The sequence below is a fragment of the Streptomyces zhaozhouensis genome (genome assembly GCF_900230195.1).
Lineage (GTDB): Bacteria > Actinomycetota > Actinomycetes > Streptomycetales > Streptomycetaceae > Streptomyces > Streptomyces zhaozhouensis.
The window spans coordinates 86,085-109,163 of the sequence record NZ_OCNE01000004.1; the positions used below are offsets into that span (position 1 = coordinate 86,085).

The window sequence follows — 23,079 nt, forward strand, 5'->3', positions numbered from 1 at the left end:
GAACTCGGAGGAAAAACAGTGGGACGACTCTTCGGTACGGACGGTGTACGTGGCGTCGCCAACGCGGATCTGACGGCCGAGCTGGCGCTCGGCCTGTCCGTGGCGGCGGCGCGGGTGCTGACCGTGACGGAGAGTCAGGAGAGTACGTGCGGGCGTCGGCCGACGGCCGTCGTCGGGCGCGACCCGCGGGCCTCGGGCGAGTTCCTGGAGGCGGCCGTGGTCGCCGGGCTGGCCAGCGCCGGTGTGGACGTGCTGCGGGTGGGCGTGCTGCCGACGCCCGCGGTGGCGTATCTGACCGGTTCGCTGGGGGCGAGCTTCGGGGTGATGCTCTCCGCGAGCCACAACCCGATGCCGGACAACGGGATCAAGTTCTTCGCGCGGGGCGGCCACAAGCTGGCCGACGAGCTGGAGGACCGGATCGAGGCCCTCTACCGCGAGCACGCCGCCGGCCAGCCGTGGGACCGCCCGGTGGGCGCCGGCGTCGGCCGCGTCACCGAGCACACCGAGGGCTTCGACGCGTACGTGGCGCACCTGGTCGGCGTGCTGCCCAACCGCGTCGACGGGCTGCGGATCGTCGTCGACGCGGCGCACGGCGCGGCCTCCCGGGTCGCGCCGGAGGCGTTCGCCCGCGCCGGGGCCGACGTGATCAGCATCGGCGACGCCCCGGACGGGCTCAACATCAACGACGGCTGCGGCTCCACCCATCTGAACGCGCTGCGTGAGGCGGTCCTCGCCCACGGGGCCGACCTCGGCATCGCGGTCGACGGCGACGCCGACCGCTGCCTGGCGGTGGACCGCGACGGCGCCGAGGTGGACGGCGACCAGATCCTGGCCGTGCTCGGCGTGGCGATGCGGGAGGCCGGCACGCTGCGGGAGGACACCGTGGTGTCCACCGTGATGTCCAACCTGGGCTTCACGCTGGCGATGGAGCACCAGGGGCTGCGGGTGCGGCAGACCGCCGTCGGCGACCGCTATGTGCTGGAGGAGATGCGCCGCGGCGGCTACTCGCTGGGCGGCGAGCAGTCAGGACACGTGATCGTGCTGGACCACGCGACCACGGGCGACGGTTCCCTCACCGGGCTGATGCTGGCCGCCAGGGTGGCGGCGACCCGCCGGCCGCTGGCCGAGCTGGCGGGCGTGATGACGCGGCTGCCGCAGGTGCTGATCAACGTGCGGGACGTGGACCGGGCGCGGGTCGCCGACAGCAGGGAGCTGGCCGAGGCGGTCGCCGAGGCGGAGCGCGTTCTGGGCGAGACGGGCCGGGTGCTGCTGCGCCCCTCCGGCACGGAGCCGCTGGTGCGCGTCATGGTGGAGGCGGCGGACGCGACCCAGGCCCGGACGGTGGCCGGCGGCCTGGCGGACGTGGTGAAGTCGGCGCTGGGCTGAAGCGCGGCGCTGGCTTGGGCGGGTTGTCGGGTGCGGCCCGGTGTTGGGTTGCTCGCGTAGTTCCCCGCGCCTCTGGTTGTGGGCTGGCGTGGTCGGTCGGGTGCGGGTTCGCGTTCGGCGGGTGACGGCGGGCTTGGGGGCGCGGGGAACTGCGCGATTGCTGTGTGGCGGGGGTTGGTCGACTGCGGAGCTTCGTGGCTGGGTGGGGTGTCGGGTGCGGCCCGGTGTTGGGTTGCTCGCGTAGTTCCCCGCGCCCCCGTACTGCCGGTGGGCGGCTGGGGGGCGCGGTGCCTTCGTGGCGGGGCGCGGACGACCAACCACGTGCACCGGTCGGGTGGGTGGTCGCCCCCGCGAGAAGGATCACAGCTTGCGCAGGCGGAGGCCCTGGACCGTGTGATCGGGGCCCTTGCGCAGCACCAGGGAGGCGCGGCCCCTCGTGGGGGCGATGTTGTCGACGAGGTTGGGGCCGTTGACCTCGCGCCAGATGTTCCGCGCGAAGTCCAGCGCCGCCTCCTGGGAGATCTCCGCGTACTTGCGGAAGTACGAGAGCGGGTCCTGGAACGCGGTGGCGCGCAGCGCCAGAAAGCGTTCCAGGTACCAGGACTCGATGTCGCCGACGCGGGCGTCGACATAGACCGAGAAGTCGAAGTAGTCGGCGACCCCGACGCGTCCGGGCGGTGGCTGCTGGAGGACGTTGAGCCCCTCCAGGATCAGGATGTCGGGCCGTTCCACGGTCTCCCGTTCGCCCGGCACGATGTCGTACACCAGATGGGAGTAGACCGGGGCGCTCACCTCGGGCCGGCCGGACTTCACCTCGGCGACGAAGCGGGTCAGCGCGCGCCGGTCGTAGGACTCGGGGAAGCCCTTGCGGCGCATCAGCCCGCGTCGTTCCAGCTCGGCGTTGGGCAGCAGGAACCCGTCCGTCGGCACCAGCGCGACCCGGTACCCCTCGGGGCCCTGGGCCAGCAGCGCGCGCAGCAGCCGCGCCACCGTCGACTTGCCGACCGCCACGCTGCCCGCGATGCCGACGACGAACGGCGTCGGCGGCTGCGGCCCGCCGAGGAAGCCGCCGACCCTGGCGCGCAGCTGGCGGGCCGCGTCGATGTGCAGCCGCAGCAGGTCGCAGAGCGGGAGGTAGACGTCCCGGACCTCGGTCAGGTCGATCACGTCGCCCAGGCCGCGCAGCCGTTCCACCTGCTCGGCGCTGAGCGGCGAGGCGGAACGGTCCCTGGGCCGGCTCCAGTCGGCGCGGGAGAGGTCCACGTAGGGGCTGGGGCGCGCGGAACGCGCGGAACGTCCCTGGGGGCCGGGGGTGCCCGGGGTCGCGGGGCGTCGGGGGTGCTCGGAGGGTGAGGTTGCCACGCCCTCATTGTTCCGTCCGCTTGTTCCGTCCGGCTTGGCGCCCCGTGCGGGCGCCCCGATACCCTGCCGGCATGTGCGGGATCGTGGGGTACACGGGTGTCCAGTCCGCCCTCGACGTGGTGCTGGCCCAGCTCGGCCGGGTGCGCGCGCCCGAGCACGACGCCTGCGGCGTGGCGGTGCTGGCGGACGGCGGGTTGGCGTGTTCCCCCGCGGCCGAGTCGCTGCCCGCCCTGACGACGGCGCTGCGCGGCCGTCCGCTTCCCACCGCCGGCAGCGGCATCGGCCTCAGCCGCCGCGCCGAGGGGCCGCCCGGCGAGGCCGGGCCGCAGCTCGACGAGGCCGGCCGGGTGGCCGTCGCCGTGCTGGGCGAGCCGTCCAACGGGCCGGCGCTCGCCGCCGAGTTGACCGAACGCGGCCACGCGCTGCGCACCGGCGGCGTCGGGGAGGTGGTGGCGCGGCTGCTGGCCGAGGCGTTCTCCTCGGCGTACGAGCCGGCGGAGGCGACGCGCCAGCTGTGCCGCGCGCTGGAGGGCGACTTCGCGCTGCTGGCGCTGCACGCCGACGCCCCCGACACGGTCGTCGCCGCCCGGCGCGGCCTGCCGCTGGCGGTGGGGCTCGACGCGGGGGAGGCGCTGCTCGCCTCGGACGAGTCGGCCTGGGCGGCGCGGCCGCCCCGCGAGGTCATCTCGCTGGCCGGTACCCCGGGCGAGCAGGTCGTGGTGGTGCGCCGGGAGTGGGACGACGTGCGGTGCGAGGTCACCGACGCCGAGGGGGGCGTGCTGCGCGCATGATCGTCGGGGTGGGCATCGACGTGGCGGAGATCGAGCGGTTCGCCGCTTCGCTGGAACGGACGCCGGAGCTGGCGCGGCGCCTCTTCGTCGACGCGGAGCTGCTGCTGCCGAGCGGGGAACGGCGCGGCGTCGCGTCGTTGGCGGCCAGGTTCGCGGCGAAGGAGGCGCTGGCGAAGGCGCTGGGGGCGCCGGGCGGCCTGCGCTGGACGGACGCGGAGGTGGTGCAGGAGGACTCGGGGCGTCCGCGCCTCGAGGTGCGCGGCACGGTCGCGGCCCGCGCGGCGGAGCTGGGCGTGACGGGCTGGCACGTGTCCCTCAGCCACGACGCGGGGGTGGCCTCGGCGGTCGTCATCGCCGAGGCGCGGGAGTGAGTCACCGCACCCGACGACCCACCGGGGTGGCGCGGGTGCCGGGGCGTCCGCGGCCCGTCACGGACGCGCCGCGCGGTTCCCCGCGCCCCTCGGCGACCTGCCGGCGCGCTCCGCGAGCAGCCGCCGCCACACCTCGGGCAGCGCGTCCGTGACCGTCGTCGCGGAGGGCGGCGGGGCCGCCGCGCGGCCGGCGAGGCCGTGCAGGTGCGCGCCGGCGGCGGCCGCGTCGCGCGGGGCGAGGCCGGCGGCCAGCAGCCCGCCGACCAGGCCGGTCAGCACGTCCCCGCTGCCCGCGGTCGCCAGCCACGGCGTGCCCGTCTCGTTCACCAGCACCGGTCCCTCGGGGGCGGCGACCACCGTCGTCGAGCCCTTCAACAGCACGGTCGCGCCGAAGCGTTCGGCCAGTGCGCGGACGGACGCCAGCCGCCGCGCCTCCACCCGTTCGCGCTCCGCGCCGAGCAGCGCGGCCGCCTCCCCGGCGTGCGGGGTGAGCAGCGTCGGCGCCGAACGGGCGCGGACCCGCGCCGGGTCGAGGCCGCGCAGCGCGTCCGCGTCCAGCAGCAGCGGAACGTCGGCGGCCAGCACCTCGGCGACGACCCGTTCGCGGCGCGGGTCGTCGCCGAGGCCGGGGCCCGCCGCCCACGCCTGCACCCGGCCCGCCTCGGCCGGGGTGCCGTGGCTGACCAGCGTCTCCGGGTGGCGGGCGATCACCGCGTCGCCGGCCGGGCCCGCGTAGCGGACCGCGCCGACCCCGCCGCGCAGCGCGCCGCCGACGGTGAGCACCGCCGCGCCCGGGTAGCGCGGCGAGCCGGCGGCCACGCCGAGCACCCCGCGCCGGTACTTGTCGCTCTCGCCGGTCGGCCGGGGCAGCAGCGCGGCGACCTCGGCGGTGGTCAACGCGGCGACGTCCGGCGCGGCGGGCAGCAGCGGGCCCAGCCCGATGTCCACCAGCCGCACCTCGCCCGCGTGGTCGCGCGCCGGGGCGATCAGCAGCCCCGGCTTCAGCGCCCCGAACGTGACGGTGAGCGCGGCCGGCAGCACCGGCCCCTCGACCTCGCCGCTGTCGGCGTCGACACCGCTGGGCAGGTCGACGGCGACGACCGGGACGCCGGCGGCCGTCACCCGTTCCGCCAACTCGGCGGCGGCCGGGCGCAGTCCGCCGCGCCCGCCGATGCCGGTGATGCCGTCCAGCACCAGGCAGGCGCGGCCCAGCAGCGCGTCCAACGCCTCGCTCGCCGTGTCCGCCAGGGCCGACGCGCGCCCGCCGGCCGCCCGCAGCGCGGCCAGCCCGCGCGGGTGCGCGCGGTCCGGCGCCAGTAGCACGGCCGTGACGCCGACGCCGCGCCGCGCCAGCCGGGCGGCGGCCAGCAGCGCGTCGCCGCCGTTGTCGCCGCCGCCGACCAGCGCCACCACCCGGGCGCCGGCCAGCCGGCCGCGCCGGGCGCGGAGCGTTCCGGCGCAGGCGGCGGCCAGCGCGGCGGCGGCGCGGTCCATCAGCGCGCCCTCGGGAAGCCGGTCCAGCAGCGCGCGCTCGGCGGCGCGCACGGTCTCCACGCGGTATGCGGTCCTCATGGCCCCAGTCTCGCCCAGGCGCGTTCCGCTTCGGCTGTCGGCGCGTCAGGAACGCCGGCATGGCCGGTCGACGGTCGGGCCCCGGTGGGTGTGCTGCGACACTGGGGGCGATGAACGACCATGTGACCGCAGGGGGACCGGGCGAGGGGCCGCCCCTGCGCGCGGACATCGACCTCGCCGCGCTGCGTGCCAACGTGCGCGCCCTGCGCCGCCGCCTGACCGGCGGGGCGGCGCTGATGGCCGTGGTCAAGGCCGACGGCTACGGCCACGGCATGGTGCCCTGCGCCGTCGCCGCGCGGCGGGCGGGGGCGCGTTGGCTGGGCACCGCGACCCCGTGGGAGGCGCTGGCGCTGCGCGCGGCCGGTGACACGGGTCCCGTGCTGTGCTGGCTGTGGACGCCGGACGGGCCCTGGCGGGAGGCGGTCGCGGCGGACGTCGACGTCTCGGTCAGCGGCCGGTGGGCGCTGGACCTCGCGGTCGCCGCCGCGCGCGCCGCCGGCCGTCCGGCCCGGGTGCAGCTGAAGGCCGACACCGGCCTTGGCCGCAACGGCGCGCCGCCCGCCGACTGGCCCGCGCTGGTCGCGGCGGCGCGCGCCGCCGAGGCCGCGGGGGACGTGCGGGTGACGGGCGTCTGGTCGCATCTGGCGTGTGCCGACGAGCCGGGGCATCCGTCGATCGCGCCCCAACTGGCCGCGTTCGCCGAGGCGGTCGCGGCGGCCGAGGCGGCGGGGCTCACCCCCGAGGTGCGCCATCTGGCGAACTCGCCGGGCACGTTGACCCTCCCCGAGGCGCACTACGACCTGGTGCGCACCGGGGTCTCCGTCTACGGCCTGTCGCCCTCGGCCGAGGTGGGCACCCCCGAGGACTTCGGGCTGCGCCCGGTGATGACGCTGCGCGCCCCGCTCGCCCAGGTCAAGCGGGTGCCCGGCGGCCACGGTGTCTCCTACGGGCACCACTACACGACGCCGGGCCCCACGACCCTGGCGCTGGTCGGCGCCGGCTACGCGGACGGCGTTCCCCGGCACGCCTCCGGCTCCGGCCCGGTGCTGGTCGCCGGGAAGTGGCGGACGGTCGCCGGGCGGGTGGCGATGGACCAGTTCGTGGTGGACCTCGGCGGGGACGTCGCCGAGGTCGGCGACGAGGCGGTGCTCTTCGGGCCGGGCGACGGGGGCGAGCCGACGGCCGAGGACTGGGCGCGCGCGGTCGGCACCATCGGCTACGAGATCGTCACCCGGATCGGCCCCCGGGTGCCCCGGGTCTACCACGGGGTCGAGCCGGACCCGAGGGAGCCGGTGGACTGACGATGCGTTGGGCGACGAGGGCGGGGCTGGCCGGGCTCGCGCTGGGGGCGGTGGCCACCACGGTGGCGGTGGAACGGCTGACGGTGAGCCGTTCGGTGCGCCGGCAGGCGCGGGAGGCGCTGGACGCGGCCGGACCGTTCGGCACGCTGCGCGGGGAGCCGGGGACGGCGTTCGCGGACGACGGCACCGAGCTCCACTACGAGGTCGAGGAGGCGCCGGGCGGCGCGGCGGGCACCGTGGTCTTCTGCCACGGCTACTGCCTCAACCAGGACGTCTGGCACTTCCAGCGCGCCGCGCTGCGCGGCCGGGTGCGCGCCGTCTACTGGGACCAGCGCGGGCACGGCCGTTCCGCGCCGGGGCGCGCGCAACGGGAGCGCGGGGAGCCGTTGCACATCCGTCAGTTGGGACGCGACCTGCGGGCGGTGCTGGACGCGGCGGCCCCGGAGGGGCCCGTGGTGCTGGTGGGGCACTCGATGGGCGGTATGACGGTGATGTCGCTGGTCGAGCGGCACCCCGACTACGTCGCCCGCCGGGTCGCGGGTGTCGCGCTGCTCGCCACCTCGGCGGGCGACCTGGCGCAGGTGGACTACGGCTTCCCCGCGCCGGTGGTCCGCGCCGCGCGCCGGGCCGCGCCCGGGGTGCTGCGGGCGCTCGGCTCCCAGGCCGAGCTGGTGGAACGCGGCCGGCGCGCGGTCGGCGACCTGTACGCCGGGCTGATCCGTCGCTACTCCTTCGGCGACCCGGAGACGGTCGACCCGGCGGTCGCCAGGTTCGCGGAGCGGCTGATCGAGTCGGTGCCGATCGACGTGGTCGCCGAGTTCTACCCGGCGTTCGCCGAGCACGCCACGTGGGAGGCGCTGACCACCCTGCACACGCTCTCCGAGGACCTGCCCGTGCTGGTGCTGGTCGGCGACCGGGACGAGATCACCCCGCCCGAGCACAGCGGACGCATCGCCTCCGCGCTGCCGGCGGCCGAGTTCACGACGCTGCCGGGCGCGGGCCATCTGGTGCTGCTGGAGGAGCCGGAGGCGGTGACCGCGCGGTTGGTGGAGCTGCTCACCCGTAGCATCGGGTGCCATGGGCCGACCGCTGACTGAACCGCGCCTCAGCCACGAGGTGGAGACCGCCGAGCTGATGGTGGAGCTGGGCAGACGCCTGGCCGGGCTGCTGCGCCCGGGGGACCTGGTGCTGCTCAGCGGCGACCTGGGCGCGGGCAAGACGACGCTGACCCGTGGCCTGGGCGAGGGTCTCGGCGTGCGCGGCGCGGTCACCTCGCCGACGTTCGTCATCGCCCGGGTCCACCCGTCGCTGGCCGGCGGGCCGCCGCTGGTGCACGTGGACGCCTACCGGCTGGGTGGCGGTCTTGAGGAGATGGAGGACCTGGACCTCGACGTGGCGCTGCCGGAGTCGGTGGTCGTCGTGGAGTGGGGCGAGGACCGGGTGGAGGAACTGGCCGAGGACCGGCTCCACGTGGTGATCCACCGCGCGGCGACGGAGGCCGAGGGGGGCCCGGACGGGCGGGACCCGCGCGTGGTGGAACTGCGCGGGGTCGGCGCGCGCTGGCACGGCGTCGACCTGGGCGCGGCGCTGGGCGCGGCGCTGGGCTGAGCGCGGCGGGTCGCGACTGCTCGTGTGCGTGGTGTGGGCGGGTTGTCGTCCTCGCCTCGGTGTGTGGTTGCTCGCGCAGTTCCCCGCGCCCCTTCCATGCCGGTGGGCGGTTTGGGGGCGCGGGGAACTGCGCGGTGCGTGGGTGGCGGGGTGCGGACGACTGCGGTCCTGGCTGGCTGGGTGGGTTGTCGTCCTCGCCTCGGTGTGTGGTTGCTCGCGCAGTTCCCCGCGCCCCTTCGATGCCGGTGGGCGGTTTGGGGGCGCGGGGAACTGCGCGGTGCGTGGGTGGCGGGGTGCGGACGACTGCGGTCCTGGCTGGCTGGGTGGGTTGTCGTCCTCGCCCCGGTGTGTGGTTGCTCGCGCAGTTCCCCGCGCCCCTTCGATGCCGGTGGGCGGTTTGGGGGCGCGGGGAACTGCGCGGTGCATGGGTGGCGGGCGTGAGACGACTGCGGTGCCGCACCGGCGAGGTGCGCCGGTGCCGCACCGGTGAGGTGGCCGGCGGTCAGGGGACGACGATGACCGGGATGCCGTCGCGGGCGAAGTCCCACATCATGGCGCCGTCCTGGCGGGACTGGCGGATGCCGCCGGTGCCCTGGGCCGCCCCCGGCTCCGGCGTCGAGCCGTCCAACGCGGCGGAGAAGCCGAAGACCGTTCCCTCGTCCGAGACATGGAAGACCACCGCGTGCTCCATCGCCACGCCGTCCGAGCCGGTGCCGCGCTCCGAGCGCGAGCTGACCGCGTAGGTGCCGGGCTGGGGGTGGAGGGCGCTGGGGAAGACCTCGTGGGTGGAGAGCACGCTCTCCTCGTCGTCGACCAGCCAGACCCGCCGCTGCTCCAACGCGTAGACCACCCGGCGGCCCTCGCCGGACTCGGCCGGCAGCGGCGGCTGCTCGGCCGCCTGCTCGTCGTCGCCGCCCGCCTCGTCGTCGGTCTCCTCCGGCGTGGGGGTGGCGCGGTGCGGCGGGGGCCAGCTGTCGGAGGCCGAGGCCTGGTAGGCGAAGAAGCCGACGACGGCGAGGGCGAGCGCGGTCAACGCGGCGACGAAGACCGCGGAACCTGAACCTGAGGTGTGGCGCGCCACGGTGTCGGTGCCGCCTTTCGCGACGTGGGCCGGCTTCCCGACCGGCTCAACCTGGGGTCTGCCCCGCACCGGTCGGTGACCGGAACGGCCGGGGCCAGCGCGGGCCCCACCCACCGAAGCTACCAGGAGACGGGGACACCGCGCGGGCGCCGTAGGCTTGCCGCGTGCTGCTGCTCGCCTTGGACACCGCGACCCCCGCCGTCACCGTCGCCCTCTTCGACGCCGAGGCGGGCCGGGTGCTCGCCGCGCGGGAGCGGGTGGACGCGCGCCGCCACGGGGAGCTGCTGATGCCCTCCGTCGACGCGGTGCTGACCGAGGCCGGTCGGGGGCTCGGCGACGTCGGCGCGTTGGTCGTCGGCACCGGGCCCGGCCCCTACACGGGGCTGCGCGTCGGCCTGGTGACGGCCGCCGCGCTGGGCGCCGCCAGGGACCTGCCCGTGTACGGCGTCTGCACCCTCGACGGTCTGGCGCACGCCGGCGGGCTGCGGGAGCCGTTCGTGGTGGCCACGGACGCCCGCCGCAAGGAGGTGTACTGGGCCGAGTACGCCGACGCCCACACCAGGGTCGGCGGCCCGGCCGTCGACCGGCCGGCGGAGATCGCCGAACGGGTCGCCGGCCGGCCCGCGTTGGGCGCGGGCGCGGCGCTCTATCCGGAGGCGTTCCCCGGCGTGCGCGCCGATCTGCCGGCGCACGCCTCTGCCGGGGCGCTCGCGGCGGTCGCCGCGCGCCGGTTGGCCGCCGGCGAGCCGTTGGACGCGCCCACGCCCCTGTATCTGCGCCGTCCCGACGCGCGCGAGCCGGCGGGCTACAAGGCGGTCACGCCGGCGGACGCGGGCGGTGGGCGATGACCGCGCCGGACAGCCCCGGAGGCGTCGAGCTGCGCCCCATGCGCTGGTGGGACATCGAGCCGGTGCTGGCCCTGGAGGCGGAGCTGTTCGCGCAGGACGCCTGGTCGGCCGGGATGCTCTGGGCGGAGCTGGCCGGCGCGACCGGCCCGGCGCCGACCAGGGAGTACGTGGTGGCCGAGGCCCCGGGCGAGGTCGGCCTCGCCGGCTACGCGGGCCTCGGCGTCGCCGGGGACACCGGCGAGGTGATGACCATCGGCGTCGCCGGCGCCCACCAGGGCACCGGCCTCGGCGGCCGGCTGCTGGCCCGGATGCTCGGCGCCGCCGGGGCGTTCGGCTGCGCGGCGGTGATGCTGGAGGTCCGGGTGGACAACGAGCCGGCCAAGCGTCTCTACCGGCGCTTCGGCTTCCGTCAGGTGGGCGTGCGGCGCGGCTACTACCAGCCGGGGAACCGGGACGCCCTGGTGATGCGCAGGGAACTGGCCACCGAGGCCGCGTCGGGGCCGGAGCCGACCCGGGAGAACGTTTCCGTGCGGGCAGTGAAGGGAGAGGCCGTGAACGGTGGGGGGCGCGAGGATGGCTGACGAGCCGCTGGTCCTCGGTATCGAGACCTCCTGCGACGAGACGGGCGTCGGCGTGGTGCGGGGCACCACGCTGCTGGCCGACGTCGTCGCGTCCAGTGTGGACGACCACGCGCGCTACGGCGGTGTGGTCCCCGAGATCGCCAGCCGCGCGCATCTGGAGGCGATGGTCCCGACCATCGAGCGGGCCCTCGCCCGCGCGGGCGTGCGCGCCACCGACCTGGACGGGATCGCGGTCACCGCCGGCCCGGGACTCGCCGGGGCGCTGCTGGTGGGGGTCTCGGCCGCCAAGGCGTACGCCTACGCGCTGGACAAGCCGCTCTACGGGGTGAACCATCTCGCCTCGCACATCTGCGTCGACCAGTTGGAGCACGGGCGGCTGCCCGAGCCGACGATGGCGCTGCTGGTCTCCGGCGGGCACTCCTCGCTGCTGCTGGCGCCGGACATCACCACGGACGTCCGGCCGTTGGGCGCCACCATCGACGACGCGGCGGGCGAGGCGTTCGACAAGGTCGCCCGCGTCCTCGGGCTCGGCTTCCCCGGCGGTCCCGCCATCGACCGCCGGGCCCGGGACGGCGACCCGGGGGCGATCGCCTTCCCGCGTGGCCTGACGGGTCCGCGCGACGCGCCGTTCGACTTCTCGTTCTCCGGGCTGAAGACGGCGGTGGCGCGGTGGGTCGAGGCGCAGCGGCGGGCCGGCGTCGAGGTGCCGGTGGCCGACGTGGCGGCCTCGTTCCAGGAGGCGGTCACGGACGTGCTGACCCGCAAGGCCGTCCGCGCCTGCCGCGAGCAGGGCGTCGACCATCTGATGATCGGCGGCGGGGTGGCGGCCAACACCCGGCTGCGCGCCATGGCAGAGGAGCGCTGCGCCGCCGCCGGCATCACGCTGCGGGTGCCGAGGCCGGGGCTGTGCACGGACAACGGCGCGATGGTGGCGGCGCTGGGCGCCGAGATGGTGGCGCGGAACCGCCCGGCCTCGGCGCTCGACCTGCCGGCCGACTCCTCGCTGCCGGTGACGGAGCCGCTGGTGCCGGCGGGGGAGCCGGGCTGATGGCGTCGGCGCTGATGTGGGAGGCGAAGGCGGCGCCGGGGCGCGGTGCCGCGCTGCTGGAGTGGGCCCGCGCCCGGTCGCTTGACCCGGCGCCGGAGCGGCGGGAGACGTTCACCGCGCCCCAGGACCGGGTGCTGGTGATCACCTGGTGGCCGGAGCACGTCGCCGAGCCCCCCGAACTGCCGGAGCCTCCCGAGGAGTTGGTGGCCCGCCCGCCGCACCGCTGGCGGTTCACCCCGGTCGACCCCTGAGAACGCCCCCGGGGGCTACAGCGGCCGGCCGAGGATCATGGTGGGGGCGCCGGCGACCCTGGTGAGGAAGACGGTCGCGGCGTTCGGCCCGCTGGGCCGCACGCGGCGCAGCAGCTCCTCCGGGCTGATCGCGGAGCCGCGCTTCTTGACCGTGAGCGTGCCGACGCCCCGTTCGCGCAGCAGCGCCCGCAGCCGCTTGAGGTGGAACGGGAGCACGTCGGTGATCTCGTAACCGGTGGCGTACGGGGTGGGCGCGGGCGCGTCGGTGGTCAGATAGGCGATGCTCGCGTCGACCAGCCGGCCGTCGATCGCCTCGGCCACCTCGCCCACGAGACCGGCCCTGATGACCGCGCCGTCCGGCTCGTACAGACAGCGCCCGGGGGCGCCGACGGGCGCCGGCTCCGGCGTCCCGGTCAGCGAGTGGCCGCCGGGCAGCAGGGTGGCCCTGCGGGTGCCGGGCGCGGCGTCGCCGCCGAACCACAGCACCGCCTCCTTCACCTCGCCCCGGTGCGAGACCCACTCGGCCTCGGCCTCGGCGGGGATCGCCTCGTGCGGCACGCCGGGCGCGATCTTCAGCGCGGCGTTCGGCATCCGGGCGGCCGTCCGAACGGCCCAGGACAGCGGCGGTGAGTAGGCCGCCGGGTCGAAGACCCGGCCCCGGCCGCCGCGCCGCGCGGGGTCGACGAAGACCGTGTCGAAGTCGTCCAGCGCGACGTCCTCGACGGCCGCCTCCCGCACCTCGATCCGGTCGGCCAGGCCGAGCGCCGCCGCGTTGGCCTCGGCGACGGCGCGGGTCAGCGGGGAACGGTCGACGGCGAGCACCGTGAGCCCGGCCTCGGCCAGCGCGAGCGCGTCGCCGCCGATGCCGCAGCACAGGTCGGCGACCCGTCGCGCGCCGGCGCGCGCGAGGCGCCGCGCGCGCCAGTCGGCGACGGCGGTCCTGGTGGCCTGTTCGAGGCCGTCGGGGGTGAAGTACATCGCCGCCGCGCGGTCGCCGAACTTGGCGACCGCGCGCTGCCGCAGCCGCGCCTGACCCAACGCCGCCGCGACCAGTGCGGGCGGGTGCTCCCTGCGCAGCCGGGTGGCGACGGCCAACTCCTCGGCCGGGGTGACCTCGCGCACCCGTTCCAGAAGCTGTTGTCCCCGCTCGGTGAGCAGGGCCGCGAAGGCGGCTGGGGCGTCGGGTCGCTCGGACTCCGCCGAGGTCGCTGGGGGTGGGGCCACCCGGGTCATTCTGCCCGGACGCCCGGTGGGGCCTGCGGGGGAGTGGTCCTTCCCGGTGGCACGATCCCGAACCATGAAGCTAATCCGACAAGTAGTACAAAATTATTGGCGGACTTGGCTTGGGGGGCGCGCCCGCGCTCCCCGTCACGCACGCCCCCGCGTGATGCCCGCGCGCCGGTTGGCGGGCATGGCCGGCGGGCCGCCCCCGGCGGTCACCGCGCGGCTGCGGCGGTACGGGGCGTTGGCCGGGGCCGGTGTGCTCGCCGTGGTCTGCTCGGGCGTCGGCCTGCCGCCGCCCTCGGACGCGGGACCGTCCTCGGACGACCCCCGGTGGCGCCCGCTGGCGGCGGAGGTCGCGAGCCCCGTCAACGGAGCCTTCCGGGGCGTGGCGCAGCGGGTGCAGGCGCCCGACATCGCGCGTTCACTCCAGGCGTACGCCCAGGAGCTCCAACGCGCCGAAGCGCGCCGGGGGGCGGCCGCCAAGGACTGGAAACTGCGCCGCGCGCCGTTGCGCGCACCCGCGCCCCCCGAGAAGAAGCCGAAGCTGACCACCGAGCCGGGGCACATCGTGGGCGAGGGCCTGCCCCCGGTGATCGTCCAGGTCCCGACGGACGAGAAGGTCATCTTCCTCACGGTCGACGACGGCGAGGAGAAGGACCCCGCGCTGCTGCGGATGCTGCGCTCGCTCGACATCCCGATGAGCGGCTTCCTCTCCGACGAGGTGGCCCGTGCCGACTACGGCTACTTCCGCGAGGCCCAGCGCGAGGGCTTCGCGATGCACAACCACGCGATCAACCACCGGCAGATGAACACCCTGGACGAGGCCGCCCAGCGCGCCGAGATCTGTGGACAACAGGACAACATGGAAAGGGAGTTGGGCCACCGCCCGAAGCTGTTCCGGCCGCCGTACGGCGCCTACGACGAGGCCACGCTCCGCGCGGCGGCCGACTGCGGGATCGAGGTCGTGCCGCTGTGGGCGTCCGAGGCGTTCCCCGACCGGATCGAGTACGGGCGGGCGGACAAGAAGTTCCACCCCGGGGACATCGTGCTCACGCACTTCCGGGGCGAGGCGGAGTGGGACGCGGCGATGACCGACATGGTCCGGCGACTGGTGGACGCCGCCACCGACCAGGGCTTCGCCATCGCCCGCCTGGAGGACTACCTCTGACGCCACCCCAGCCAAGTCCGAAGGGACGCGGGACGGAGGGGGCGCGGGGACCCGCACGAGCAACCCTCGCGCGCCCCTGGTCGCCCCGCCCGGCATCCCGCGGGTAACGGCGTTCCCGGGGGGACAGAGGGGGCGCGGGGAACTGCGCGAGCAACCCTCGCGCGCCCGGGGCCGACGACCGCCCCCGCCCCCCGGTTCCGTGGTCGCCCCGCCCGCCCCCCGGCTCCGTGGTCGCTCCGAAACCCGCCGGACGGCGCCTCATTGGCACTCTAGTTGACTGAGTGCTAACCGCGTCATACTCTCGTGGCTGGCACTCTCACTCAAGGAGTGCCAACCGCGCGACAGGCGGACTCGGCACCCGCGACGACGGGTCCACCAGGTCGCCATCCAGCCCTAGAAAACCCCGTGAGATCTCCGAAGGGGGAGGTCGGATCGTGACGACCGCCAGCTCCAAGGTTGCCATCAAGCCGCTTGAGGACCGCATCGTGGTCCAGCCGCTCGACGCCGAGCAGACCACGGCCTCGGGCCTGGTCATTCCTGACACCGCCAAGGAGAAGCCCCAGGAGGGCACCGTCCTGGCCGTGGGCCCGGGCCGCTTCGAGGACGGCAACCGCCTGCCGCTCGACGTCAAGGTCGGCGACATCGTGCTGTACAGCAAGTACGGCGGCACCGAGGTCAAGTACAACAACGAGGAGTACCTCGTTCTCTCGGCCCGCGACGTTCTCGCCATCGTCGAGAAGTAACACGCGACGCCTGTGTCAGACCGCGCCCCGGACCCGCGCCGTACCGGCTGCCGGGGCCGGGGCGCTGTCTGACGCGAGCGGCCCGTTCGCGGCCCGTTCGCGGCCCCGACTCCACGGCCGCGGCCTGACTCCACGGCCTGACTCCACGGCCCTGAGGCCTGACTCCTAGAGGAACTAAGGGACACCCAAGACCCATGGCGAAGATCCTGAAATTCGACGAGGACGCCCGTCGGGCCCTTGAGCGCGGCGTCAACCAGCTGGCGGACGCGGTCAAGGTGACCATCGGCCCCAAGGGCCGCAACGTCGTGATCGACAAGAAGTTCGGCGCCCCGACCATCACCAACGACGGCGTCACCATCGCCCGCGAGGTCGAGGCCGAGGACCCGTACGAGAACCTCGGCGCCCAGCTGGTGAAGGAGGTGGCGACCAAGACCAACGACATCGCTGGTGACGGCACCACCACCGCGACCGTGCTCGCCCAGGCGCTCGTGCGCGAGGGCCTGCGCAACGTCGCCGCCGGCGCCTCCCCCTCGGGGTTGAAGCGCGGCATCGACGCGGCCGTGGCCGCCGTCGCCGACGACCTGCGCGCCAGCGCCCGGCCGATCGACTCCAAGGAGGACATCGCCGCTGTCGCCGCCCTGTCCGCCCAGGACAAGCGTGTCGGCGAGCTGATCGCCGAGGCCATGGACAAGGTCGGCAAGGACGGTGTGATCACCGTCGAGGAGTCGCAGACCTTCGGTCTCGACCTGGACTTCACCGAGGGCATGGCCTTCGACAAGGGCTACCTCTCGCACTACATGGTCACCGACCAGGAGCGCATGGAGGCCGTCCTCGACGACCCGTACATCCTGATCCACCAGGGCAAGATCGGGTCCATCCAGGACCTGCTGCCGCTGCTGGAGAAGATCATGCAGTCCGGCGGCTCCCGCCCGCTGCTGATCATCGCCGAGGACGTCGAGGGCGAGGCCCTCTCCACCCTGGTGGTCAACAAGATCCGCGGCACGTTCAACTCCGTCGCGGTCAAGGCCCCCGGCTTCGGCGACCGCCGCAAGGCGATGCTCGGCGACATGGCCACCCTCACCGGTGGCACCGTGATCTCCGAGGAGGTCGGCCTCAAGCTCGACCAGGTCGGCCTCGAGGTGCTGGGCACCGCCCGCCGCGTCACGGTCACCAAGGACGACACCACCCTCGTGGACGGCGCCGGTGACGCCGCCGCCATCCAGGACCGGGTCGCCCAGATCAAGGCCGAGATCGACGCCACCGACTCCGACTGGGACCGCGAGAAGCTCCAGGAGCGCCTCGCCAAGCTCGCCGGCGGTGTCTGCGTGATCCGCGTCGGCGCCGCCACCGAGGTGGAGCTCAAGGAGAAGAAGCACCGTCTGGAGGACGCCATCTCGGCCACCCGCGCGGCGGTCGAGGAGGGCATCGTCCCCGGCGGCGGCGCCTCCCTGGTCCACTCGGCCAAGGTCCTGGAGAACGACCTGGACCGCACCGGCGACGAGGCCACCGGCGTGGCGATCGTCCGCCGCGCCGCCGTCGAGCCGCTGCGCTGGATCGCGGAGAACGCGGGCCTGGAGGGCTACGTCATCACCTCCAAGGTCTCCGAGCTGGACAAGGGCCAGGGCTACAACGCGGCCACCGGCTCCTACGGCGACCTGGTCAAGGACGGCGTGATCGACCCGGTCAAGGTCACCCGCTCCGCCCTGCAGAACGCGGCGTCCATCGCCTCGCTGCTGCTCACCACCGAGACCCTCGTGGTGGAGAAGAAGGAAGAGGAGCCGGAGGCCGCCGCCGGCCACGGCCACGGGCACTCCCACTGAGCCCACGGCCCGCCTGACCGGCAGAGCGCACGACGGCCGGTCCCGCGCCCCGCGAGGGGTGCCGGGGCCGGCCGTTCGCCGTTTCCGCGCCGGACCGCGCGCCCGGACCTATTCGGGGCGCGGGCCGGAGGCCGACGCGTCGCGGGCCGCCGCCCGCCTGGCCAGCGCCCCGGGGCGTTCGCCGCGCCGGCGCGGCCCGAACTCCCGCCCGGCCCGCGCCGAGACCCGCCCCAACGCGCCGACCGGCAGCAGCTTCGCCGCGCCCAGCAGCGCCTTGTAGCGGAAGTACGGCACGCTCACCACCCGCCGCCGGGCCAGGTCCCGCATCGCGACGGCCACCACCCGGTCGGCGTCGAGCCACATCCAGCCGGGCAGCGAGGTCATGTCCATCTCGGCCCGCCGGTGGAACTCGGTGCGCACGAACCCCGGGCAGAGCGCCATCAGCCGCACCCCGCTGCCGGCCAGCTCCAGCGCGACGCCCTCGGTGAACCTGACCACCCACGCCTTCGAGGCGCCGTAGGTGCCGCGCGGCACGAACGCGGCGACGGAGGCCACGTTGACCACCCCGCCGCGTCCGCGCTCCCGCATCCCCGGCACGGCGGCCGAGGTCAGCCGCAGCACGGCCTCGCAGTGCACCCGCAGCATCCGCAGCTCGTCGTCGAGGGAGGCGCGCAGAAAGCCGCCGCCCAGGCCGAAGCCGGCGTTGTTCACCAGCAGGTCGATCGGACGGTCGGCGTCGGAGAGCCGTGCGGCCACCGCCTCGACGCCCTCGTCGGAGGCCAGGTCCGCCGGCAGCGGCGTCACCGAGACGCCGTGGCGCTCGGCCAGCTCGGCGGCCTGGGCCGCCAGCCGTTCCTCGTCCCTGGCCACCAGCACCAGGTCCAGGCCGTCGCCGGCCAGTCTGCGGGCGAAGGCCGCGCCGATCCCCGCGCTCGCCCCGGTCACCAATGCGGTCGTCATGGGGCGACGGTAGCGGCCGCGTCGCGGTGCGTCCGCACCGCCCCGCGCTCCTCAGGCGCGGCGCACGGCGCCGCTCTCGGCGAGTCCGCGCCGCGCCCGCCCCAGCAGTTCCTCGCGCTCGTCCTCCGTGAGCCCGCCCCAGACCCCGTAGGGCTCGCGGACGGAGAGGGCGTGCGCCGCGCACTCGGTGCGCACCGGGCAGCGGGTGCAGACCTCCTTCGCCGCCTCCTCCCGGGCGCTGCGCGCGGCCCCGCGTTCCCCCTCGGGATGGAAGAACAGCGAGCTGTCCACCCCCCGACAGGCGGCCATCAACTGCCAGTCCCACAGATCGGCGTTGGGGCCGGGTAGGCGGGAGAAATCTGCCATGGCATGTCCCATCGTCATCGGGGTCGTCGGCACGACCAGCCCTTGAGCCAGCGAGGAGCCCAGGAAGTAGATGTAAATATGACTACCAGCCGAATATAGCCTTAGACACGTCAAAGCGGAAAAGAAGGTCTAAATAGGGCAAAACTCAAACCCCGGCGTGTTTGCCGGACCCCCGCTTCGGGGTGATGGATCAGTCACGTACAGTGCTGATGCTGCGAGGTTGGAAGCCGTAACTCTTTCGGGTGACCGTCGTTGAGAGGGCGGAGGCGGTTGGCGCGGCTGTCAATCGCCAGGACGACGAATCACACTCCCTGGAGGCTCAAGGTGACGCGCATCAGCTGCGGAGGGCGGCCATGACTTCTGTCCTTGTCTGCGACGACTCCCCGCTCGCCCGGGAGGCACTCCGTCGCGCGGTCGCGACCGTGCCCGGCGTCGAGCGGGTCACGACGGCGGCGAACGGCGAGGAGGTCCTCCGCCGTTGGGGTGCCGACCGCTCCGACCTCATCCTGATGGACGTGCGGATGCCGGGACTCGGCGGTGTCGAGACGGTCCGCCGACTGCTCTCGGCCGACCCGGGCGCCCGGATCATCATGCTGACGGTCGCCGAGGACCTCGACGGCGTGGCCCTGGCCGTCGCCGCCGGCGCCCGCGGCTATCTCCACAAGGACGCCTCACGCGCCGAGCTGCGGGCCACGGTCACCCAGGCCCTGGCCGACCCGACCTGGCGGCTGGCCCCCCGCCGGCTGCGGTCCTCGGACATGGGTGCGGCGCCCACGCTCACCGCCCGGGAGATCCAGGTGCTGGAGGGCATGAGCCACGGCCGGTCGAACGCGGAGATCGGCCGTGAGTTGTTTCTCTCCGAGGACACGGTCAAGACCCACGCCCGCCGGCTTTTCAAGAAGCTCGGCGCCTCGGACCGGGCACACGCCGTGGCCTTGGGTTTTCGGTGGGGGCTGGTCCGCTGACCGCAGGCGGTGCCCGGGACGGGACGGGGTGTTCGCCGGCGGCGCTCCACCCCGTCCGGCGGGAGGCGGGACGCAAACGGTCCACCGGTGTCGCATCCTGGAAGTATGAAGCTCCTTGGGGACGAGCCAGCCGGGTGTGAAGGGGAGGGCCAGGATCGTGACCTTCAGCGCTCCCGCGCATAACGCTTCGGTGCACAACTCCGCCTCGACGGTCACGGACCGGTCGGCGGGGGTGCACCATGGACCGATGCGCGATGACGACACCTCGGCGATCGCCGCCCTGGCGCATCGTGCGGCCACGGGCGACGCCCAGGCCACCCACGATCTGCTGGCCCATGTGCACCCGCTGGCGTTGCGCTACTGCCGGGTGCGGCTCTCCCGACTTCCGGGCGAGGCGCGGCACTTCGTGGACGACCTGGCGCAGGAGGTGTGCCTGGCGGTGCTCTGCGCACTGCCGCGCTACCGGGACACCGGCCGTCCGTTCGACGCCTTCGTCGTCGCCATCGCCCAGCACAAGGTCGCCGACCTCCAGCGCGCCGCGCTGCGGCATCCCGGCAGCATGGCGGTGCCCTCGGACGAGATGCCGGAGCGGCCCGACGACTCGCTGGGGCCCGAGGAGCGCGCGCTGCTCAGCAGCGACGCCGAGTGGGCCCGGAAGCTCCTGGCCAACCTCCCCGCCCATCTGCGCGAGCTGGTGCTGCTGCGGGTGGCCGTCGGGCTGACCGCGGAGGAGACCGGGCACCGGCTCGGGATGTCCCCCGGCGCGGTCCGGGTGGCGCAGCACCGGGCGCTGACCCGGCTGCGGGCGCTCGCCGGACGGTAGGCCGTCCGGGTGTTCCGAGGGTCGTAAGCTGGACACCCCGGCCGAGTGAGCCCGAGGGGAGTGTTCGGATCGTTCGGTTCATTCGGAAAAGTGGTGTCATGACTGATCACGTGGGCGAGGTGCCGCAGAAGTTCGCGGCGCTCGGGCTGACCTTCGACGACGTGCTGTTGCTGCCCGGCCCGGCGGATCTGGCACCCGACGAGATCGACACCTCCTCGCGGATCTCGCGCAACGTCCGGGTCAACGTTCCGCTGCTCTCCGCCGCGATGGACAAGGTCACCGAGGCCAGGATGGCCATCGCCATGGCCCGCCAGGGCGGCGCCGGGGTGCTCCACCGGAACCTGTCGATCGAGGAGCAGGCCGCCCAGGTCGACCGGGTGAAGCGCTCGGAGTCCGGGATGGTCACCGACCCGATCACCATCCGTCCGGACGCCACCCTCCGCGAGGCCGACGAGCTGTGCGGGCGCTACCGGATCAGCGGCGTGCCGGTGACGGACGACTCGGGCCGGCTGCTGGGCATCGTCACCAACCGCGACATGGCCTTCGAGACGGACCGCTCCCGTGAGGTGCGGGCCGTGATGACGCCGATGCCGCTGGTCACGGGCCAGGTGGGGATCTCCCCGCAGGAGGCCGTCGAGCTGCTGCGCCGGCACAAGATCGAGAAGCTGCCGCTGGTGGACGGCGCGGGCCGGCTCAAGGGCCTGATCACGGTCAAGGACTTCGTCAAGGCCGAGCAGTACCCCAACGCCGCCAAGGACGCCGAGGGCCGGCTGATCGTCGGCGCGGCCGTGGGCGTCGCGGGCGACGCCTACGAGCGGGCCGAGGCGCTGATCGAGGCCGGTGTCGACTTCGTTGTGGTGGACACCGCGCACGGCCACTCCCGGCTGGTGCCGGAGATGGCCGCCAAGATCAAGGGCAGCCACGCGGGCGTCGACGTCGTCGCGGGGAACGTGGCGACCAGGGACGGCGCCCGCGCGCTGGTCGACGCCGGCGTGGACGGCATCAAGGTGGGCGTGGGCCCCGGTTCGATCTGTACCACCCGGGTGGTCGCCGGCATCGGTGTGCCGCAGGTCACCGCGATCTACGAGGCGTCGCTCGCCGCCCGCGAGGCGGGCGTCCCGGTGATCGGCGACGGCGGCCTCCAGTACAGCGGCGACATCGCGAAGGCGCTGGTCGCCGGCGCCGACACGGTGATGCTGGGGAGCCTGCTGGCGGGCTGCGAGGAGTCCCCCGGCGAGTTGCAGTTCATCAACGGCAAGCAGTTCAAGTCCTATCGGGGCATGGGTTCGCTCGGCGCGATGCAGTCGCGCGGCGAGCGCCGTTCCTACTCCAAGGACCGCTACTTCCAGCAGGGCGTCGGCGACGACGACAAGCTGATCCCCGAGGGCATCGAGGGCCAGGTGCCCTACCGGGGCCCGTTGGCCTCCGTGGTCCACCAGCTGGTGGGCGGGCTGCACCAGTCGATGTACTACCTCGGCGGGCGGACCGTGCCGGAGATCAAGGAGCGCGGCCAGTTCGTGCGGATCACCTCGGCCGGCCTCAAGGAGAGCCACCCGCACGACATCCAGATGACCACGGAGGCCCCCAACTACTCGCGGCGGTAGTGGGCCCGATGCCGCCGGGACGGCATCGGTGATACTGGGGGGCGCACACCGTATGAAGGGGCTCTACCTGTGACTGAGATCGAGATCGGGCGTGGCAAGCGTGGGCGTCGCGCCTACGCCTTCGACGACATCGCCGTGGTGCCCTCGCGCCGCACCCGCGACCCGAAGGAGGTCTCGATCGCCTGGCAGATCGACGCCTACCGCTTCGAGCTGCCGTTCCTGGCGGCGCCGATGGACTCCGTCGTGTCGCCGAGGACCGCGATCCACATCGGTGAGCTGGGCGGGCTCGGGGTGCTCAACCTCGAGGGGCTGTGGACCCGTTACGAGGACCCCGAGCCGCTGCTCGCCGAGATCGCCGGGCTGGACGAGGAGCTGGCCAACCGCAGGCTCCAGGAGATCTACGCGGCGCCGATCCAGGAGGAGCTGATCTCCCGGCGCATCCGCGAGGTCAGGGACGCGGGCGTGGTCACGGCCGCGGCGCTCTCCCCGCAGCGGACGGCGCAGTTCTCCAAGGCGGTGCTCGACGCGGGCGTCGACATCTTCGTGATCAGGGGCACCACGGTCTCGGCCGAGCACGTCTCGGGCGCGGCCGAGCCGTTGAACCTCAAGCAGTTCATCTACGAGCTGGACGTCCCGGTGATCGTCGGCGGCTGCGCCACCTACACGGCGGCGCTGCACCTGATGCGGACCGGGGCGGCCGGCGTGCTGGTGGGCTTCGGCGGCGGCGCCGCCCACACCACGCGCAACGTGCTCGGCATCCAGGTGCCGATGGCGACGGCGGTGGCGGACGTCGCCGCCGCGCGGCGCGACTACCTGGACGAGTCGGGCGGGCGCTACGTCCACGTGATCGCCGACGGCGGCGTCGGCTGGTCGGGTGACCTGCCGAAGGCGATCGCCTGCGGCGCCGACGCCGTGATGATGGGCTCGCCGCTGGCCCGCGCCACCGACGCCCCGGGGCGTGGGCACCACTGGGGCATGGAGGCGGTGCACGAGGACGTGCCGCGCGGCAAGAAGGTGCACCTGGGGACGGTCGGCACCACCCGCGAGGTGCTGGCGGGCCCCTCGCACATCCCGGACGGCTCGATGAACTTCTTCGGCGCGCTGCGCCGGGCGATGGCGACCACGGGCTACTCGGAGCTGAAGGAGTTCCAGCGGGTCGAGGTCACGGTCGCGCGCTCGCGTTGAGCGACAGGGCGCCCCGCCGGC

Annotated in this window: 23 protein-coding genes; 17 read left to right on the forward strand and 6 right to left on the reverse strand. The window is 74.7% G+C overall.

The window, feature by feature from the left end:
- Nucleotides 1–18 precede the first annotated feature (18 nt).
- The gene (gene glmM / locus CRP51_RS08445; RefSeq protein ID WP_097230419.1) at nucleotides 19–1,386 is read left to right on the forward strand and encodes a phosphoglucosamine mutase; all 1,368 of its coding nucleotides are present in this window, start codon (nucleotides 19–21) and stop codon (nucleotides 1,384–1,386) included.
- 360 nt (nucleotides 1,387–1,746) lie between these two features.
- Here the strand turns inward: glmM and coaA are convergent, their stop codons facing one another.
- Nucleotides 1,747–2,748: a type I pantothenate kinase gene (gene coaA, locus CRP51_RS08450; protein ID WP_097230420.1), complete on the reverse strand. Its 1,002-nt coding sequence runs from the start codon at nucleotides 2,746–2,748 to the stop codon at nucleotides 1,747–1,749.
- A gap of 71 nt (nucleotides 2,749–2,819) precedes the next feature.
- On the opposite strand from coaA, the gene CRP51_RS08455 reads away from it, so the two are divergent.
- Nucleotides 2,820–3,539: a glutamine--fructose-6-phosphate aminotransferase gene (locus CRP51_RS08455; protein ID WP_097230421.1), complete on the forward strand. Its 720-nt coding sequence runs from the start codon at nucleotides 2,820–2,822 to the stop codon at nucleotides 3,537–3,539.
- Nucleotides 3,536–3,910, forward strand: coding sequence for a holo-ACP synthase (locus tag CRP51_RS08460; RefSeq protein WP_097230422.1), 375 nt, complete (start codon nucleotides 3,536–3,538; stop codon nucleotides 3,908–3,910). Before CRP51_RS08455 ends, CRP51_RS08460 begins: the two co-directional genes overlap by 4 nt.
- Nucleotides 3,911–3,967: 57 nt before the next feature.
- Here CRP51_RS08460 and CRP51_RS08465 read toward each other — a convergent pair whose 3' ends face one another.
- Complete coding sequence (locus tag CRP51_RS08465) at nucleotides 3,968–5,482, reverse strand: NAD(P)H-hydrate dehydratase (protein ID WP_097230423.1); 1,515 nt, start codon at nucleotides 5,480–5,482, stop codon at nucleotides 3,968–3,970.
- A gap of 110 nt (nucleotides 5,483–5,592) precedes the next feature.
- Here CRP51_RS08465 and alr point away from each other — a divergent pair, with 110 nt between their 5' ends.
- Genes alr through tsaE form a run of 3 tightly spaced genes read left to right on the forward strand, consistent with a single transcriptional unit; the run spans nucleotide 5,593 to nucleotide 8,391 of the window.
- Entirely contained in the window at nucleotides 5,593–6,783 is a 1,191-nt protein-coding gene (gene alr / locus CRP51_RS08470) for an alanine racemase (RefSeq protein ID WP_097230424.1), read from the forward strand.
- 2 nt (nucleotides 6,784–6,785) lie between these two features.
- Nucleotides 6,786–7,880, forward strand: a complete 1,095-nt coding sequence (locus CRP51_RS08475) for an alpha/beta fold hydrolase (RefSeq protein ID WP_097230425.1) — start codon at nucleotides 6,786–6,788, stop codon at nucleotides 7,878–7,880.
- Entirely contained in the window at nucleotides 7,861–8,391 is a 531-nt protein-coding gene (gene tsaE / locus CRP51_RS08480) for a tRNA (adenosine(37)-N6)-threonylcarbamoyltransferase complex ATPase subunit type 1 TsaE (protein ID WP_097230426.1), read from the forward strand. Before CRP51_RS08475 ends, tsaE begins: the two co-directional genes overlap by 20 nt.
- 502 nt (nucleotides 8,392–8,893) lie before the next feature.
- Here tsaE and CRP51_RS08485 read toward each other — a convergent pair.
- On the reverse strand, nucleotides 8,894–9,472 hold the full coding sequence (locus tag CRP51_RS08485; RefSeq protein WP_097230427.1) for a hypothetical protein: 579 nt from the start codon (nucleotides 9,470–9,472) through the stop codon (nucleotides 8,894–8,896).
- Between the two features lie 164 nt (nucleotides 9,473–9,636).
- On the opposite strand from CRP51_RS08485, the gene tsaB reads away from it, so the two are divergent.
- Genes tsaB through CRP51_RS08505 form a run of 4 tightly spaced genes read left to right on the forward strand, consistent with a single transcriptional unit; the run spans nucleotide 9,637 to nucleotide 12,200 of the window.
- Nucleotides 9,637–10,320 carry a tRNA (adenosine(37)-N6)-threonylcarbamoyltransferase complex dimerization subunit type 1 TsaB gene (gene tsaB / locus CRP51_RS08490; protein WP_097230428.1) on the forward strand — a complete coding sequence of 228 codons (684 nt, stop codon included), beginning with the start codon at nucleotides 9,637–9,639 and terminating at the stop codon, nucleotides 10,318–10,320.
- Entirely contained in the window at nucleotides 10,317–10,901 is a 585-nt protein-coding gene (gene rimI, locus CRP51_RS08495) for a ribosomal protein S18-alanine N-acetyltransferase (protein ID WP_097230429.1), read from the forward strand. Before tsaB ends, rimI begins: the two co-directional genes overlap by 4 nt.
- A complete protein-coding gene (tsaD, locus tag CRP51_RS08500) occupies nucleotides 10,894–11,949 on the forward strand; it encodes a tRNA (adenosine(37)-N6)-threonylcarbamoyltransferase complex transferase subunit TsaD (RefSeq protein WP_097230641.1) in 1,056 nt (351 codons plus the stop codon). The genes rimI and tsaD overlap by 8 nt, the downstream gene beginning before the upstream one ends.
- Nucleotides 11,949–12,200 (forward strand): hypothetical protein, encoded by a 252-nt coding sequence (locus tag CRP51_RS08505; RefSeq protein WP_097230430.1) that lies wholly within the window; start codon nucleotides 11,949–11,951, stop codon nucleotides 12,198–12,200. Before tsaD ends, CRP51_RS08505 begins: the two co-directional genes overlap by 1 nt.
- 15 nt (nucleotides 12,201–12,215) lie before the next feature.
- On the opposite strand, the gene CRP51_RS08510 is transcribed toward CRP51_RS08505, so the two are convergent.
- A complete protein-coding gene (locus tag CRP51_RS08510; RefSeq protein WP_097230431.1) occupies nucleotides 12,216–13,433 on the reverse strand; it encodes a class I SAM-dependent methyltransferase in 1,218 nt (405 codons plus the stop codon).
- Nucleotides 13,434–13,587: 154 nt separating this feature from the next.
- On the opposite strand from CRP51_RS08510, the gene CRP51_RS08515 reads away from it, so the two are divergent.
- From CRP51_RS08515 to groL, 3 genes are all read left to right on the forward strand, one after another.
- Nucleotides 13,588–14,592 carry a polysaccharide deacetylase family protein gene (locus CRP51_RS08515; protein ID WP_245880448.1) on the forward strand — a complete coding sequence of 335 codons (1,005 nt, stop codon included), beginning with the start codon at nucleotides 13,588–13,590 and terminating at the stop codon, nucleotides 14,590–14,592.
- A gap of 434 nt (nucleotides 14,593–15,026) precedes the next feature.
- The gene (gene groES / locus CRP51_RS08520; RefSeq protein ID WP_097230433.1) at nucleotides 15,027–15,335 is read left to right on the forward strand and encodes a co-chaperone GroES; all 309 of its coding nucleotides are present in this window, start codon (nucleotides 15,027–15,029) and stop codon (nucleotides 15,333–15,335) included.
- Nucleotides 15,336–15,529: 194 nt separating this feature from the next.
- The gene (gene groL / locus CRP51_RS08525; protein WP_097230434.1) at nucleotides 15,530–17,155 is read left to right on the forward strand and encodes a chaperonin GroEL; all 1,626 of its coding nucleotides are present in this window, start codon (nucleotides 15,530–15,532) and stop codon (nucleotides 17,153–17,155) included.
- Between the two features lie 108 nt (nucleotides 17,156–17,263).
- On the opposite strand, the gene CRP51_RS08530 is transcribed toward groL, so the two are convergent.
- Both CRP51_RS08530 and CRP51_RS08535 read right to left on the reverse strand, forming a co-directional pair.
- A complete protein-coding gene (locus tag CRP51_RS08530) occupies nucleotides 17,264–18,115 on the reverse strand; it encodes an SDR family NAD(P)-dependent oxidoreductase (RefSeq protein WP_097230435.1) in 852 nt (283 codons plus the stop codon).
- A 51-nt stretch (nucleotides 18,116–18,166) separates the two neighbouring features.
- Nucleotides 18,167–18,481 (reverse strand): WhiB family transcriptional regulator, encoded by a 315-nt coding sequence (locus CRP51_RS08535; protein WP_097230436.1) that lies wholly within the window; start codon nucleotides 18,479–18,481, stop codon nucleotides 18,167–18,169.
- Between the two features lie 353 nt (nucleotides 18,482–18,834).
- Between CRP51_RS08535 and CRP51_RS08540 the strand changes: the two genes are divergently transcribed.
- The 4 genes from CRP51_RS08540 (at nucleotide 18,835) to CRP51_RS08555 (ending at nucleotide 23,058) form a co-directional block, all read left to right on the forward strand.
- A complete protein-coding gene (locus CRP51_RS08540) occupies nucleotides 18,835–19,446 on the forward strand; it encodes a response regulator transcription factor (protein ID WP_019431595.1) in 612 nt (203 codons plus the stop codon).
- A 247-nt stretch (nucleotides 19,447–19,693) separates the two neighbouring features.
- The gene (gene shbA / locus CRP51_RS08545; protein WP_281259638.1) at nucleotides 19,694–20,269 is read left to right on the forward strand and encodes an RNA polymerase sigma factor ShbA; all 576 of its coding nucleotides are present in this window, start codon (nucleotides 19,694–19,696) and stop codon (nucleotides 20,267–20,269) included.
- A 98-nt stretch (nucleotides 20,270–20,367) separates the two neighbouring features.
- Nucleotides 20,368–21,873 (forward strand): IMP dehydrogenase, encoded by a 1,506-nt coding sequence (gene guaB, locus CRP51_RS08550; RefSeq protein WP_097230437.1) that lies wholly within the window; start codon nucleotides 20,368–20,370, stop codon nucleotides 21,871–21,873.
- A 69-nt stretch (nucleotides 21,874–21,942) separates the two neighbouring features.
- The gene (locus tag CRP51_RS08555; protein WP_097230438.1) at nucleotides 21,943–23,058 is read left to right on the forward strand and encodes a GuaB3 family IMP dehydrogenase-related protein; all 1,116 of its coding nucleotides are present in this window, start codon (nucleotides 21,943–21,945) and stop codon (nucleotides 23,056–23,058) included.
- Nucleotides 23,059–23,079: the final 21 nt, after the last annotated feature.

Coding starts and splice junctions, on each gene's coding strand:
- CRP51_RS08455 (WP_097230421.1), top strand. CDS start 2,820: ATGTGCGGGATCGTGGGGTACACGGGTGTCCAGTCCGCCCTCGACGTG.
- CRP51_RS08460 (WP_097230422.1), top strand. CDS start 3,536: ATGATCGTCGGGGTGGGCATCGACGTGGCGGAGATCGAGCGGTTCGCC.
- CRP51_RS08465 (WP_097230423.1), bottom strand. CDS start 5,482: ATGAGGACCGCATACCGCGTGGAGACCGTGCGCGCCGCCGAGCGCGCG.
- alr (WP_097230424.1), top strand. CDS start 5,593: ATGAACGACCATGTGACCGCAGGGGGACCGGGCGAGGGGCCGCCCCTG.
- CRP51_RS08475 (WP_097230425.1), top strand. CDS start 6,786: ATGCGTTGGGCGACGAGGGCGGGGCTGGCCGGGCTCGCGCTGGGGGCG.
- tsaE (WP_097230426.1), top strand. CDS start 7,861: ATGGGCCGACCGCTGACTGAACCGCGCCTCAGCCACGAGGTGGAGACC.
- rimI (WP_097230429.1), top strand. CDS start 10,317: ATGACCGCGCCGGACAGCCCCGGAGGCGTCGAGCTGCGCCCCATGCGC.
- tsaD (WP_097230641.1), top strand. CDS start 10,894: ATGGCTGACGAGCCGCTGGTCCTCGGTATCGAGACCTCCTGCGACGAG.
- CRP51_RS08505 (WP_097230430.1), top strand. CDS start 11,949: ATGGCGTCGGCGCTGATGTGGGAGGCGAAGGCGGCGCCGGGGCGCGGT.
- CRP51_RS08510 (WP_097230431.1), bottom strand. CDS start 13,433: ATGACCCGGGTGGCCCCACCCCCAGCGACCTCGGCGGAGTCCGAGCGA.
- CRP51_RS08515 (WP_245880448.1), top strand. CDS start 13,588: ATGCCCGCGCGCCGGTTGGCGGGCATGGCCGGCGGGCCGCCCCCGGCG.
- groL (WP_097230434.1), top strand. CDS start 15,530: ATGGCGAAGATCCTGAAATTCGACGAGGACGCCCGTCGGGCCCTTGAG.
- CRP51_RS08530 (WP_097230435.1), bottom strand. CDS start 18,115: ATGACGACCGCATTGGTGACCGGGGCGAGCGCGGGGATCGGCGCGGCC.
- CRP51_RS08535 (WP_097230436.1), bottom strand. CDS start 18,481: ATGGCAGATTTCTCCCGCCTACCCGGCCCCAACGCCGATCTGTGGGAC.
- CRP51_RS08540 (WP_019431595.1), top strand. CDS start 18,835: ATGACTTCTGTCCTTGTCTGCGACGACTCCCCGCTCGCCCGGGAGGCA.
- shbA (WP_281259638.1), top strand. CDS start 19,694: ATGCGCGATGACGACACCTCGGCGATCGCCGCCCTGGCGCATCGTGCG.
- guaB (WP_097230437.1), top strand. CDS start 20,368: ATGACTGATCACGTGGGCGAGGTGCCGCAGAAGTTCGCGGCGCTCGGG.